This window comes from Undibacterium sp. GW821-FHT11H02, assembly GCF_058808015.1.
Map to the genome: position 1 here is coordinate 45,379 of NZ_JBXARG010000007.1, position 15,101 is coordinate 60,479.

Here is a 15,101-nt window from a genome sequence, read left to right on the forward strand (position 1 = left end):
ATTCAATTTATTCACGGAGACAAGCATGTTAACAAAATTTGCAAAAAAACATATCTGGACTTTTTCGGCTCTGACCTTGGCAACCGCTTCAGCGCTAGCAGCCGTCGGTGCAGATGAAGCAAAAAAACTCGGCACGACCTTAACGGTGTTTGGTGCGGAAGTGGCTGGGAATGCAGACAAAACCATTCCTCCCTACACTGGTGGACTCACCACCATACCTGCGGGCTATCAAAAGGGTTCGGGCCTGCGTCCTGACCCGTTTGCTGGCGAAAAATCAGTGTATTCAATTACTGCGGCGAACGTCGGCCAGTACGAATCCAAATTGACGGCTGGAACACGCGAATTATTGAAGCGTTACCCAAGCATGCGAGTGGATGTCTATCCAACACATCGCAGTGCGGCTTATCCAAAGTATGTACTCGACAATACCTTGAAAAATGCAACTTCAGTCAAGACCATTGACAATGGCTTGGGTGTAGAAGGAACTTACGCAGGCATTCCTTTCCCTATTCCCAAAACGGGCAATGAAGCGATGTGGAATCACTTGCTACGATTTGCTGGTCATACTTATAACGCGAAGTATGATTCCATCAATGTCAGCAATTCTGGTAGCGTGGTGTTAGCAACCACCGGTGACATTACGGTGGAATACCCTTACTACGACCCTAAACGCACTGGCGTATCGGGCGACAAGGATATCTACTTCCGTACCAAGGTAACTTACACCGCACCAGCACGTCGCACTGGCGAAGCCTTATTGATTCAGGATTACATCAATCCTTTGCAAAACAATCGTAAAGCATGGCAGTACCTGCCTGGTCAACGACGTGTAAAAATGTCGCCTGATCTCGCTTACGATACGCCCAATCCAGCAACCGCGGGAACCTCGACTTTCGACGATAGCTTCGTGTTTGGTGGTGCATTAGATCGTTTCGATTGGAAGTTAGTCGGCAAGCGCGAAATCATTGTTCCTTACAATGCGTATAAATTGTCGTATGCAAAAGATCCGTACGCAGTCGCGACTGTCAATCACGTTAATCCAGACTTCTTGCGTTGGGAATTACATCGTGTTTGGGTAGTAGAAGCCACTCTCAAAGAAGGTAAGCGTCACATTTACGCAAAACGGACTTTCTATTTAGATGAAGATAGCTGGTATGCCTTGGCATCAGATCAGTATGATGCACACGGCAAATTGTATCGTGCTGGCTTCACTGCATTCACGCCAGCCTATGAGCAACCCGCACCAGGCGCGACTGCACAATTCTTCTACGATTTCGCTACTGGTAGTTATAACATCATTGGATTGCTCGGTGCTTATCCGTTCGGCATCAAGTACATTGATCCACTTCCTGAGAAACAATGGACCGCTGACGCATTGGCAGGTTCTGGCATTCGCTAATTAGTTCCGGCGCTCTACGTCTCCTTAGAGCGCCTTCTCTTGGAAAAATCTATGCGCATTAAGTTCTCTACCTGCGTGATCGCCTGTGTCGTAAGCTGCGCCAGCTTCGGTATCTTCGCGACAACCGCCATACAAAGTAATTCAGATACTTTGCTAAGACCTGCACGCATCAGTGCATTAGCACCACAGCGTCTGGTGACAGCAATCGCCTCAGCGGGCTCACAACGGATTGTGGCGGTGGGTCAACGTGGACACATTCTGTTGTCCGACGACGCCGGAAAAAGCTGGGCCCAATCTGCTTCCCCAGTCAGTGCAGATCTGACTGGCGTGCAATTTCTCAATCAACAACACGGTTTTGCGATTGGTCACAATGGAGTGGTATTAGCGACCGAGAATGGTGGCGCCACCTGGAAAAAAATACTCGACGGAATCAGTGCAAATCGTCTGACACTAGCAGCACTCAATACCAACGCTACTAGTCCTGATCATCAATTTCTTACCGCGGAAGCACAACGTAATCTCGAAGTCGGTCCCGATAAGCCCTTCCTCGACATCTATTTCTTCAATCAAAATGAAGGCTTCGTGGTCGGCGCCTACAATCTCATCTTCCATACCAAAGATGGAGGAAAATCTTGGGAAAGTTGGTATGACCGTACCGACAACAGTGAAAAATTATTGAATTTCAATGCGATCCGCGCACATCAAGGTTCCCTATTTATCGCCGGAGAAGCTGGTCTGGTGCTGGTTCTAGATCAACAGAAACAAAGATTCGTAAAACGACAAACACCGTATGAAGGCAGCTTCTTTGGTCTACTCGACACCGGTAGAGCCATCATCGCCCACGGTATGCGTGGTAATGCGGTCATCAGCGAAGATGCCGGTCAACATTGGACGCTACTACAAACTGGATTACATGCAAGCATTACCTCGTCGGCAATCGAGGCAGATGGCAGTATTTGGCTAGCCGATCAAAGTGGTGCACTCAGCGTTAGTTCAGATGGCGGAAAGAATTTTGAAGTTGTGAAAATGGCAGAATCTTTACCCCTCTCAGCAATTCATTTCACTTCCGGCAAACTGATACTTGCCGGGGCGCGCGGATTGCGCAGCCTTCCCATTCCGAAAGAGTAAATCATGGCGCTCACTTCTGCCTCTAATGAAATGCCCGTGGTGCGAGATCTGGCCGATTTCCCCGCTAATTCGGGTAATCTACTTGAACGTATTGTCTTTAATCATCGTCGCTGGATGCTGCTGGTTTGCGCCATCATCACGCTCGTTCTCGGTTGGCTGGCAACCCGTGTCGACATCAATGCCAGCTTTGAAAAGATGATCCCGACCGGACATCCCTACATCCAGAATTTCTTGGAAAATAGAAAAGACTTGCGCAGTATGGGCAATAACCTGCGCATCGTCGTTGAAAATACCCAAGGTGAAGTGCTCGATGCGCGTTATCTCGAAGCGTTCAAACGCATCAACGACGAATTGTTTTTAATGCCGGGCGTCGATAGAGCTTGGATGAAGTCGATTTGGACTCCCGCAGTACGTTGGACGGAAGTGACGGAAGAAGGTTTTAGTGGCGGCCCTGTTATCCCAGATGGCTTTGATGGATCCGCTGCCAACCTGGATAAATTACGCGTGAATATCAATCGTGCCAATCTGGTTGGCAACTTGATCGCCAACGATATGAAATCAGCGGTGGTCCAGTTGCCCTTATTAGATAAGGGGGCAGATGGTAAGCGCATTAATTATTGGCAACTCAGTCGCAATATCGACCAGCTACGTGCGAATTTTGAACACGGTGTTGGCCCAGACGGCAAACCTTGGGGCGTGAAAATACATGTGATCGGCTTTGCAAAAATTGCCGGTGACTTACTCGATGGCTTGGTCCAAGTTGCACTGTATTTTGGTATCGCCATCTTGATCACCACCGTCTTACTGTATTTTTATACACGCTGCTTACGTTCTAGCATGTTAGTACTTGGCTGTTCTTTGGTCGCGGTCTTGTGGCAATCAGGGTTGCTGGTCGTCTTTGGATTAGAACTCGATCCTTACTCTATGCTGGTGCCATTCTTGGTTTTTGCGATAGGCGTAAGTCACGGTGCGCAAAAAATGAACGGCATCATGCAAGACATCGCGCGTGGCACACATCGATTAGTCGCCGCCAGATATACCTTCCGTCGCTTATTCCTAGCAGGTGTCACCGCACTCCTCGCGGATGCAGTTGGCTTTGCGGTGCTCGTGTTAATCCCTATTCCAGTCATTCGAGAATTGGCATTGACGGCGAGCATCGGGGTCGCGGTCTTAGTATTTACGAACCTTTTATTACTCCCAGTCTTACTCAGCTATGTCGGCGTTAGTCCAGTCGCAGCACGGCGCGCTTTGGAACAAGAACAACGTCAACTCGCAGGGCATCGTGGAATGTGGGTGGTTCTTGACCATTTTGCGGAAAAACGCTGTTGGGCACTGAGCGCTATTGTGGTTTCACTATTACTCGGAATTGTCGGCTTTATCATCGCTGGTCGCTTACAAATTGGAGACTTAGATCCAGGTGCGCCTGAGCTAAGACCCCATTCACGCTACAACCAAGATAATAATTACATTACTAGCCGCTACGCTCTATCCAGCGATGTCTTTGCCGTCATTGTCAAAACCCCGCCAGAAGGCTGTTTGAAGTATGAAACCTTAGACCACGTCGATCAACTGGCATGGGAGTTACAACAACTACCCCAAGTACGTATGACCATGGGCTTACCCGATGTGATCCGTCAAGTGACTGCCGGTTCTTTTGAAGCGAATCCGAAGTGGCTAACGATTAGCCGTAATCAAGATGTTTTAAACTATGCGGCACAACAAGCAAGCATCAATATGCCTGATTTGTTTAATACGGAATGCTCGGTGATGCCGCTGGTAGCTTTCTTGAAAGACCACAAAGCAGAAACGCTCAGCACAGTATTAAAAACCGTCGAGAATTTCATCGCCAGTCATCCAACTAATCCTGCGCAACTGCAGTTATTGCCTGCGGCCGGAAATTCAGGGATCGAAGCAGCGACGAATATTGTGGTACGCGAAGCAAATAGCACGATGCTGATGTATGTGTATATCGCCGTGATTTTGTTGTGCCTGGTCACCTTCCGCTCATGGCGTGCCACTATCGTCGCAGTCTTACCGCTGGTATTGACGTCAATCTTATGCGAAGCCTTGATGGTCATGTTGGGTATAGGCGTGAAAGTGGCGACTTTGCCAGTCATCGCGCTCGGGGTCGGTATTGGTGTTGATTATGCTTTGTATTTGTTATCAGTACAGCTAGCAGGTCAGCGGCGCGGCATGAACTTAGCACAAGCCTATGGTGAGGCTGTATTGTTCACTGGGAGAGTAGTCGCCTTGGTCGGCGTAACCTTAGCTGCGGGCGTCGTCACTTGGGCCTTCTCACCGATCAAATTCCAGGCAGACATGGGTGTCTTGCTCACCTTCATGTTTGTGTGGAATATGATAGGCGCTTTAATCTTGATCCCATCGCTATCGCACTTCCTATTAAAGAAAGTGAAAGCATAAACAATGGCTGCTTACTTGATTCCTTGGATTGGATCAAGGAGTCGCTAAGTCAATGAGTCATTGCAAAATTCAGCCTACTAGTGCGGAAAACATCATACATAACACGGATGTTTTCTGCATTTTCAACAGTGTAGGCCGTTGTACATGCTCAAATATCGCGCTAACAAAGATCGAATATCTGCTAACGCCATCTCCTCTTGAAAGATTGACTGCAAAAAAAGATTCCCTCTAATTCTAACCGTCAGATCTAGATTCGCATTGTCGCAATATAAGATCATCAGTTTGCGTGAATATTCTGCCGACCTCCAAAAAATGGCCTAATACCCTGCTAATCAATTCCACGGAATTTTGACATTATGCGGCGCAAAATAGACCACTCCAAAGCATCTCCTCGACACAGGGATCGCCTATTGATATCGACCTAAAAATGGGAACGGATTAAGAAATTGGTAAGGACCACGATGAATAATTGATGCCATACATTGCTCCAAAAAGTAGTTAAGGAACAAGGTATAGGTACCGGTTTATATCAACTGCAGCAAAATTGCAGCAAATAACCCGACAGACGTAAAAAAAGGCTGACGTCATTTACGTAAGCCTTTGATTTTACTGAAGAATTTTGGTTGCGGGGGCAGGATTTGAACCTACGACCTTCGGGTTATGAGCCCGACGAGCTGCCAGACTGCTCCACCCCGCGTCTGATAAGTAGAACTATACAGGACTTTGCTGCTTTGCGCAATTTCTTTCTATGCTTAAGTATTATTCGTCGGCGTATTTGTATGGCAGCTTTATGACGCTAAGTAGTTTTATCATCGCTTCACACAGAGAAACAAGCAGGCGGTGATACACTTTCACAGATACAATTTATGTCTTTGCTCCGAAAGCTTTACACCATGAAATTTTGCTCTGCTTGCGCTGCACCTGTGGCTCTGAAAGTTCCCGCTGACGATACGCGTGAACGCTTTGTCTGCACGGAGTGTGGCACAATTCATTATCAAAATCCGAACATGGTGGTCGGCACTGTGCCGATTTGGAATATCGCTGGCGAAGTCAAAGTGCTGCTCTGCAAACGCGCAATCGAGCCGCGTTATGGCTACTGGACTTTGCCTGCGGGTTTTATGGAAAATCAAGAAACCTGTCGCCAGGCCGCGCAACGCGAGACGATAGAAGAAGCTGGTGCGAATATAGAACTACACGAATTATTTTCGGTACTCAGCGTGCCGCACGTAGATCAAGTTCACCTATTCTATAGAGCGACCTTAATTGACACTAATTATTTGGCCGGTACCGAGAGCCTTGAAGTCGCCTTATTTGCTGAACATGAAATCCCTTGGAACGAGATTGCCTTTCCAACTGTTAGCCAGACATTAAAATTCTTTTTTGAAGACCTGAAAAAAGTACGTGTCGGCGGACAATTTAGTTTGCACGAACATGATTTTTATAAATCGCATCGCACTGACTAAACATTTCGGCATTCAGCACTCATGATTCCTTGGTTAGAATTAGATAGTCCTTTCCCTGATGTGGAACAAGCATTGACGGAAGAACAAGGCGCCGCGGGCTTATTGGCCGCCGGTGCAGATTTATCGCCAGAGCGATTATTAAATGCCTACCAAAATGGCATCTTTCCCTGGTTTTCTGAAGGCCAACCCGTGTTGTGGTGGTCGACTGATCCGCGTATGGTATTAAAGACTACAGACTTTAAGCTATCAGATAGTTTAAAGAAACATCTGAACAAATCACTCAAAGATCCGCACTGGAGTTTTCGTTTTGACACGGCATTTGAACAGGTCATGCGTCACTGTGCAGAACCACGCAAGAATCAAGATGGAACCTGGATTTCAGAAGAAATTATTGCTGGTTACACCTCCCTACACAAAATGGGTTATGCGCACAGCTCAGAAGTCTGGCTAGCTGACGAACTGGTGGGTGGTGCTTATGGTATTTGTATAGGCAAGATGTTTTATGGCGAATCCATGTTTGCCAAGGTGACAGATGCCTCTAAAATGGCTTTAAGTCAGTTGGTCGTTTTCTTACGCAAGCACGATGTAGAAATGATAGACTGCCAGCAAGAAACTGCGCATTTGGCGACATTTGGCGCTAAGCCCATCAGCCGACGCGATTTCATGCAACATGTGAACCTAGCCATTAAGCAAAACACAATCAGTCATTGGCAGCCCTTAGATTTACTCAGCTTAAAAGAATACCTACAAACCGCGCATCCCCAGCCAGCAGAAAGATGAATTGCGATGCAATCCCGAACTAATCCGCCAGTGTCACCAATATCGCCAAATGCTAACGATGTTAGTGACGCTGTTGAGGACGGCAATAGTGCCGACGACTACATCACGCTGCATTATTATGCGACGGCGCCCTATGCTTGTAGCTATCTCGATGATAGACAAGCGCGCTCACAGGTGGCAACGCCAGCACATCTGATTGGCAATGAGGTTTATTCGGAACTAGTCAGTCGTGGCTTTCGGCGTAGCGGCGTTTTTATCTATCGCCCTTATTGCGACCATTGTTCAGCTTGTACTCCTGTGCGTACTTTAGTTGACGAATTCAAAACCAATCGCAGTCAACGCCGCGCATTGCGACAACACGCAGATCTGCATGCAGAGATTTTGCCTCTGGAATTTGTGGAGGAACATTTTGAACTCTATCAACGCTATCAAAGTCGTCGTCATGCAGGTGGTGGTATGGATCAAGATGGTCGCGATCAATATGCACAGTTTTTATTGCAAAGCCGGGTCGATACGAGGCTAGTTGCTTTTCGCGATGAACAAAATATCTTGCGCATGATTAGCATCATCGATATTTTGAACGACGGCTTATCGTCGGTCTACACATTCTACGACCCGGACGCACCTCATAGCTCTTACGGCACCTTCAATGTCCTATGGCAAATCGCGCAAACCAAAATTCTCGGCCTGCCTTATCTGTATCTCGGTTACTGGATAGAAGCCAGCCGCAAAATGTCGTACAAAACTAATTTCAAACCGCTGCAAGCCTTACTCGATGGCAGCTGGAAATCAATCTAAATTTAATTCACTTAAAGTTCCTCTACATTATGTCCGATCAATTGCTCTACTCTTTAGCCCGCCCTTTCCTCTTCTTTATGGATCCAGAAAGCGCACATGACCTAACGCTGCCGGGTTTAAAGCGTGCTCACAATATGGGCCTGACGCGTCTGCTACCGAAGCCTGCCGCCGATCCGCGCAAAGTAATGGGCATTACGTTTCCCAATCCGGTTGGTCTAGCTGCAGGCCTGGATAAAGATGGGCGTTACATCGATGGCTTGGCATCGCTAGGTTTTGGCTCGATAGAAATAGGCACCGTCACACCCCGCGCTCAAGCTGGCAACCCTAAGCCACGCATGTTTCGCCTGCCGCAAGCCAATGCGATTATCAATCGTATGGGATTTAATAATGGCGGCGTCGATGCCTTTATCGCCAATGTCCAAGCTTCGCGTTTTTATCAAGAGAAACAAGGCGTGCTCGGTCTCAACATCGGCAAGAACGCTGACACGCCTATAGAAAAAGCCGCTGACGATTATTTACTGTGCTTGAACAAAGTCTATCCTTACGCCAGCTATGTGACTGTCAACATCTCTTCACCGAACACCAAAAACCTGCGCCAACTACAAGGTGTTTCTGAACTCGACGACCTATTATCCAAACTTAAAGATGCACAACAACGCTTAGCAGATCAACACAAACGCTATGTGCCAATTACCTTAAAAATCGCACCCGATATCGACAGCGAACAAATCAAAAACATCGCCGAATCTCTATTGCGTCACAAAATCGACGGCGTAATTGCGACCAACACCACCATCACCCGCGATGCCGTCAAAGGCCTGCAACACGGCGAAGAAGCTGGTGGTTTATCGGGCGAACCGGTATTTGAATTATCCAATAAGGTAATTCGCGCATTGAAGTCAGAACTCGGCGACGCCCTACCTATCATCGGTGTTGGTGGCATTTTTTCAGGCAAAGATGCGGTAGCAAAAATGGACGCGGGCGCCTCTTTGGTGCAAGTGTATTCCGGCTTGATCTATCGCGGCCCCGCCTTGGTACGTGAATGTGCATTAGCGATACGGAATAACAAATCATGAGACTCAAAAAACTAGGCAGCAGCGATTTAATGGTGTCAGAAGTGTGTCTCGGCACCATGACATTCGGTGAACAAAACACCGAGGCCGAAGCGCATCAACAGCTTGATTTCGCACTAGCACATGGCGTGAATTTCATTGACACCGCCGAAATGTATCCCGTCATGCCACGCGCAGAAACGGTGAATCGTACCGAGCAATACATAGGCAGTTGGCTCAAACAATCAGCTCAACGTGACAAAGTCATTTTAGCCACCAAAGTTGCAGGCCCTTCACGCGGTATGCCATGGATACGCAATGGCGACAACGATCTCGATGCGAAAAATATCCGAATTGCAGTTGAAGCGAGTTTGCAACGTCTGAACACCGATTACATCGATCTCTATCAATTGCATTGGCCTAGCCGCAACGCGCCTATCTTCGGCCAGAAAGAATTTAATCCCGATTTGGAACATGGCAGCGTCGCGATTGAAGCAACTTTGGATGTCTTAGATAGTCTGATCAAAGAAGGCAAGATTCGTCACATCGGCGTCTCCAACGAAACACCATGGGGCGTGAGCGAATTTATCAAACATGCCGAACGCAAGCAACAAGCCCGCATCATCTCGATTCAAAACCCTTATCACCTGATGAACCGTAGCTACGAACAAGGATTAACCGAAACCTGTTATCGCGAACAAGTTGGTTTATTGGCCTACAGCCCACTCGCCTTTGGACGTTTAACGGGTAAATACGTTGATGATGCACATGCCAAAGGACGCTTAACTCAATTCCCACCAACCTGGAGTCCACGCTATTTGCGTCCCGAAGTCATCGCCACCAGCGCGCGTTACACAGCGTTGGCCCGCGAACATGGGCTGACACCAACGCAACTCGCATTGGCTTGGTGCTATACACGTTGGTTTGTGGCGAGTACGATTATTGGCGCGACGAATTTGCAGCAGTTGGAAGAAGATATTCGTGCAACTGACATACATTTGAGTGATGAGCTGATTGCTGCGGTCAACCAAATTCATGCGCAAGGTGCAAATCCAGCGCAGTAATAAGTTCGTAGCTTGGCACTGAGCTAAGCCCAATAATATTGCGCGACTACCGAAAAAATGCTGGGCTTTGCAGCCCAGCCTACAGCGTCATTTATGTTCGATCTCAATAAGTTCTTGAAATTAATACTGCCCCTTCAAAAATTCCCGATAAGCGGCAAGAGTAACCGGAAAAGTCATGGCATCCATATGTCCAGCATTCACTTTCAAATATCGTTTATTGGTTTGATTCAAACTATCGAATAAATCACGTGCAGTGGATTCAGGCGTGGTGGCGTCATGTTCACCTGCGATAATGAAAATCGGAAACTGTGCGTTTAGTAACGAGCGACGGTTATCAATTTGGGCGATATCACCAGTCAACTGAATATTCACAAAAGGTCGTGCAAACCAAGGCGTTAAATTTCTTGTGTAAGTTGCAGCATCAGTCCCGGTTCCTTCTAAGACTAAACTATCAACAGGCCGCAAGTTAGCCAGTTTCGCCGCAACAAAACTACCGAATGAATGTCCGTGCACGACTAATTTTCCGCTCACTTTCTTACGCGCATAGTCATAAAGAGCCAAGGTATCGGTTTCGATTTCTTTCAAGTCATGTGTTTGTCCTGTTGAATCGCTGCGCCCAAAGCCGCGATAATCAAATGCGATGACATTGGCATTGAGGTCTGTAAATGGCTTCAAAAAATACGCGCCATCAGCGTCGACGCGAATACCGCTACCTAGAAAATACAATACGGTAAACTCTGCACCGGGTTTATGAAAATACACTCCACGACTAATAGCGCCATCGGCCTGAACAAATTCAATACTTTCGGTCTGATATTCTGGCGCAAGCGTTTTTAAGAGCGTGATTTTATTTCTATCTCGCGGAATAAACTGCTTTGAGCTGACATTGACGGTCATGCAACCAGTAGAAATTAAAACCGTCATCAACAATAAGAGGACACTTTTTTTCAGCATAAAAATCCAAAAGAGAAATCGAGTCTTGCAACCAATATTTTTTATTTCACAACCCGTACCGGAATCGGCACATTACACAGTTCAATATGATTCGCTGCAAACTTATACCAATCACCACTACGATTTCTTTGTGCTTCAACCAGTGCTTGAAATTGAGCGGTATCGGTGCGGAAGACTTCTAACTTGGTACGTTCCGCTTCTGGTACCTCAGCGGCGAGACGTACGGATTTGATTGGAGTGCGCTCTTCAGGTTTTTCATAAAATCCTAATGCCCCCGTGCCGCGTGGCAAGCTCGATAGTAGTTCTATGCCATGCATAACGCGGCCAACTACGGTGATATTACGATCCAGATTGCGCGGCGCATGACCGGTGACGGCATACAAAGAGCTACCATTACCACTATCGGTTTCATTTCCTCGAGCTACGCCAATCGCGCCGTAACAATGTGTGAGCCAGGTAGTTTGTGTTTTGGGATCACGAGCAGCGGCAAAACTATTCACATGGCCGACTTGCGGCGCGTAGCCATCCACATCGGGTAAGCGTGTGAACTGGGCATCTTTTTTATATTTGACCGTAAATTCGCCTTCAACTTTTTTGGCAGCGTTTTTGAATTCACGTTTTTCACCTGGATCGCCCCACTGAGCTACGTAATTGTCATGCGAACGTATCATGGCTAAGCCGTCGAAATAGCCGTCTTTGACCAAGGCTTTAATATTCGCGACATTTTTCGGTGCAAACTCAGGTGCCAATTCGATCACCACACGGCCTTTGTCCATATCCAGATAGAGCGTATTGTCTGGGTCTAATGGCCGCCAGTCCCCCGCTTTTGATACTTTCAAAACATCCTGCATACTGGGCTTGGCGACTGGTTTCGCTGGAGTCTGCGCTGTCGCTATTGTGTTCATAGCGTGAACAGTACTCAATACACTGAGGCAAACAAGTAGCTTGATTTTTTTAGTCATGATTAGAGTCGCTTTCTTTTTTTATGGTCGGCACAGTTGATGGGCTTACGAAATAAGGAATTCTAGATAAAACTGTCGTTCTTTATGATTGCTCTCAACAAATAAGAACAAAGATAAGAAAGTCCGCTTATGCAAAAGTTCCATTTTCTGCTTACAAATTATTTCCCCACATCTTAATTTGCACTTTTATTTTCTTACTTAGCGGACTCTGGATACATCACTATTTGTATAAAATTCTTCGTATCCAAATAGCTTAGTGCCGCATCTTGTATGTCTTTCGTGTTCAGTGCTTTAACTCTATCTTCGAATTTAAATATCTCAGCAGGATCGTCTTGATTCTGCAATGCGTTGCTCATAGCCGATAACCAAAAGCCGTTCGTTTTGATATTCTCCTTACGATTTTTTAACCAGTTCTCTTTAACTTTATTCAGCTCATCTTCCGTTGCGGGCGCGGCTTTCATTTGTTCCATCAGCGCAAAGCTACTGGCCAATAACTTATCGACGTTTTCAGGGCCGCTTGGTAATGCCAATACCACAGAGTACCCCTGATACGGTATGCGCTTTAGCGAGCCGGTGACTCTCGGGCTATACACAGCCCCCAATTCTTCGCGCATCTTGGCGGTCAAACGTAATTGCAAAACTTCGACCATGGCAGAAAAACGCAAGCGTTCTTCAATAGTCATTGCTCGCTCACCATGCATTTGCAGCGTCACCATACTTTGCTGTTCTTTGCCAACATAAACGTCTTTCTTGACTATGCCCTTATTCGGACGTAAACCTCTATCCTTAATACCGAGTTCAATATCGTGTGTCGGCAAACTGCCTAAATAAGTCAGTAACAATGGTTTCACTTTGTCTATATCAAAACTGCCGACGATGAAGAAAGTAAAACCTTTGGCGCTAGAAAATCTGGCACGATAAATCTGCATGATACGATCCAAATCCAATTGAGCGATATGCTCAGGCTTTGGCAATACGGGAATGCGTGGATGTGCTGGGAAAGTTGCTTGAATAAATTGTTCCTGAAATAGGGCTGCTGGCGTTGCCATTTGATTTTTTAAGGCATCCATTTGTTTACCAACATAGGACTGAAACAAGGCTGGATCTTTACGTGGCTGCGTCAATACTAAGTGTAAAACTTGCAGCATGGATTCGAGGTCTTCCTTATTCGAAGTACCGCTCACGCCTTCACTGTTTTCACCGAACGTGGTCGAAACATTGGCGATTTTGCCCGCCAGTATTTTACCGAGATCAATCGGTGATAAATCCTTCACACCCATAGAACCAACCACGGTGGTTGCATAGCGACTTTGCAGATAATCGGCATCCTCAATTAAGGCAGTGCCGCCAGCCCGCGTCGCACTCAACAAGATTTGATCACTCTTGAAATCAGTCGGTTTTAGTACGACTTTGACGCCGTTACTTAAGATCAATTCCGTCGTAGCTAATAAAGCATTTTGACTTTCTTGTACTATTGAACCTGGCGTTAGTGTCTTGTCAAACAAGGACTTTGCTAACACTTTTTCAATTCTGGCATTAACCGTTTTTTGCTCAGCGGATTTAACCATGGCTTGCAATTGTGCAGCGTCTGGAATGCTTTGATCTGGTTTACTGCTGCCTTGATACATAATTAATTTTGGCGCATTAGCGGTGAGCACTGACTTAGCAAAGCGATTAAGCTCGTCTAGTTGAATGCTATCCACTATCTCTTTGTGGAACACATATTCGGCCTCTATGCCCGGAATAGATTCGCCTTGTAGAAAGTTACGAATGAACTCTTCCGCCAAAGTAGCGGACTGCGTTTTTTCTCTTTCTTTGTACGAGTGCTCTAGATTACGCAGAGAATTTAGTTTGGCTCTATCTAATTCGGCCGCACTAAAACCAAATTGCGCCACTCGCTTATTTTCTTCCATCAAGGCATCAATCGCAGCCTGTGCTCCCGCTTTGCCTATAGCCGCGGATGAATTGACTTCCTGGTAGTCGCCAATAATCGAACTAATTCCACTACTGCCGCCCAAGAATGGTGGATTCGCCACTTGGGTCAATTCCCGCAAACGCTCTGCCAACATGGAATTAAAGAAATTTTGAATGCGGCGCTGACGATAGCTAGCAAATGTCCCGTCGTTCTTATTCAAAAAGCGGGCTTGCGAAATACTAATCGACGAAATATTCATTTCGGGATCAGTCGCGATCACGGCTTCGCCGATATTCTTTAGAGGAATACTCGCCTGCGTGCGTACCCGTGGTTTGGCTGGATTCTTTAAGCCGGAAAAATTCTTTTCAATCAAAGTCTTAACCTGAGCCGTATCGACATCTCCCACCACCACGACCGCCATCAGATTTGGGCGATACCAATCTTTATAAAATCGTTGTAAAGCGGCGTAAGGAAAATGTTTAATGACTTCTTCTTTCCCAATCGGTAAGCGCTCTGCATATTGCGAGCCATGCAGCACCTTGGGCAAAATTTGCTTGCGGATACGATCGCCTGCGCCCTTGCCTAAACGCGCTTCTTCCAAGACAACACCACGCTCTTTATCAATCTCCGCAGGATCAAAACTCAGACCGCTTGCCCAATCCGATAAGACTAAAAATCCTTTTTCCAAATTGTCGGGCTTATCAGTAGGAATCGGTAAAATATAAACGGTTTCATCAAAGCTGGTATAGGCATTCAGATCCGCACCAAATTTGACACCTATCGACTCTAAGAAAGACACCAATTCATTTTTCTTAAAATGCTTGCTGCCATTGAACGCCATGTGTTCTGTGAAATGTGCCAAGCCTTGCTGATCAGCGTCTTCCAGAACCGAGCCCGCCTTAATCACCAAACGTAGTTCAGCTTTTTGTTCGGGCTTGCTATTTTTTTGTATGTAATACGTCAAGCCATTCGCCAACTGTCCCTTGATCAATTTTGGCGAATAAGGAATCAAGTGATTATCAGGGTAAGCAGATACCTTGGACACACCCTGCGTTTGCGCTGTTACCTTAACTTGCGCTATTGCGGTGGAAAACGACAGCACTAGCGGCATCAGAGATAAACCTGAGATCAATAAGAGTCGGGGGAAATTAATTTGGCACATAAA

General features: G+C 46.6%; 11 protein-coding genes and 1 tRNA gene. 8 read left to right on the forward strand and 4 right to left on the reverse strand.

The features are described from left to right. Nucleotides 1–25 precede the first annotated feature (25 nt). The 3 genes from AC1RR2_RS09125 to AC1RR2_RS09135 are packed head-to-tail and all read left to right on the forward strand — an operon-like array spanning nt 26 to nt 4,948. Nucleotides 26–1,399 (forward strand): DUF1329 domain-containing protein, encoded by a 1,374-nt coding sequence (locus tag AC1RR2_RS09125; protein WP_493221938.1) that lies wholly within the window; start codon nt 26–28, stop codon nt 1,397–1,399. A 51-nt stretch (nt 1,400–1,450) separates the two neighbouring features. Then, nucleotides 1,451–2,527 (forward strand): WD40/YVTN/BNR-like repeat-containing protein, encoded by a 1,077-nt coding sequence (locus AC1RR2_RS09130; protein ID WP_493221939.1) that lies wholly within the window; start codon nt 1,451–1,453, stop codon nt 2,525–2,527. Nucleotides 2,528–2,530: 3 nt separating this feature from the next. Further along, the gene (locus AC1RR2_RS09135; RefSeq protein WP_493221940.1) at nt 2,531–4,948 is read left to right on the forward strand and encodes an efflux RND transporter permease subunit; all 2,418 of its coding nucleotides are present in this window, start codon (nt 2,531–2,533) and stop codon (nt 4,946–4,948) included. A 620-nt stretch (nt 4,949–5,568) separates the two neighbouring features. Here AC1RR2_RS09135 and AC1RR2_RS09140 read toward each other — a convergent pair. Then, nucleotides 5,569–5,645, reverse strand: a tRNA-Met gene (locus tag AC1RR2_RS09140). A gap of 196 nt (nt 5,646–5,841) precedes the next feature. Between AC1RR2_RS09140 and AC1RR2_RS09145 the strand changes: the two genes are divergently transcribed. The 5 genes from AC1RR2_RS09145 to AC1RR2_RS09165 are packed head-to-tail and all read left to right on the forward strand — an operon-like array spanning nt 5,842 to nt 10,105. Continuing rightward, nucleotides 5,842–6,411, forward strand: coding sequence for an NUDIX hydrolase (locus tag AC1RR2_RS09145; RefSeq protein ID WP_493221941.1), 570 nt, complete (start codon nt 5,842–5,844; stop codon nt 6,409–6,411). Between the two features lie 21 nt (nt 6,412–6,432). Then, nucleotides 6,433–7,191 carry a leucyl/phenylalanyl-tRNA--protein transferase gene (gene aat / locus AC1RR2_RS09150; protein WP_493221942.1) on the forward strand — a complete coding sequence of 253 codons (759 nt, stop codon included), beginning with the start codon at nt 6,433–6,435 and terminating at the stop codon, nt 7,189–7,191. A gap of 6 nt (nt 7,192–7,197) precedes the next feature. Continuing rightward, a complete protein-coding gene (locus tag AC1RR2_RS09155) occupies nt 7,198–7,989 on the forward strand; it encodes an arginyltransferase (protein ID WP_493221943.1) in 792 nt (263 codons plus the stop codon). 29 nt (nt 7,990–8,018) lie between these two features. After that, entirely contained in the window at nt 8,019–9,065 is a 1,047-nt protein-coding gene (locus tag AC1RR2_RS09160) for a quinone-dependent dihydroorotate dehydrogenase (protein ID WP_493221944.1), read from the forward strand. Continuing rightward, nucleotides 9,062–10,105 carry an aldo/keto reductase gene (locus AC1RR2_RS09165; protein WP_493221945.1) on the forward strand — a complete coding sequence of 348 codons (1,044 nt, stop codon included), beginning with the start codon at nt 9,062–9,064 and terminating at the stop codon, nt 10,103–10,105. The genes AC1RR2_RS09160 and AC1RR2_RS09165 overlap by 4 nt, the downstream gene beginning before the upstream one ends. 120 nt (nt 10,106–10,225) lie before the next feature. On the opposite strand, the gene AC1RR2_RS09170 is transcribed toward AC1RR2_RS09165, so the two are convergent. From AC1RR2_RS09170 to AC1RR2_RS09180, 3 genes are all read right to left on the reverse strand, one after another. Further along, nucleotides 10,226–11,059 (reverse strand): alpha/beta hydrolase, encoded by an 834-nt coding sequence (locus AC1RR2_RS09170; RefSeq protein ID WP_493221946.1) that lies wholly within the window; start codon nt 11,057–11,059, stop codon nt 10,226–10,228. Nucleotides 11,060–11,100: 41 nt separating this feature from the next. Next, nucleotides 11,101–11,964 carry a peptidylprolyl isomerase gene (locus tag AC1RR2_RS09175; protein WP_493221947.1) on the reverse strand — a complete coding sequence of 288 codons (864 nt, stop codon included), beginning with the start codon at nt 11,962–11,964 and terminating at the stop codon, nt 11,101–11,103. 251 nt (nt 11,965–12,215) lie between these two features. Next, nucleotides 12,216–15,098, reverse strand: a complete 2,883-nt coding sequence (locus tag AC1RR2_RS09180; RefSeq protein ID WP_493221948.1) for a M16 family metallopeptidase — start codon at nt 15,096–15,098, stop codon at nt 12,216–12,218. Nucleotides 15,099–15,101: the final 3 nt, after the last annotated feature.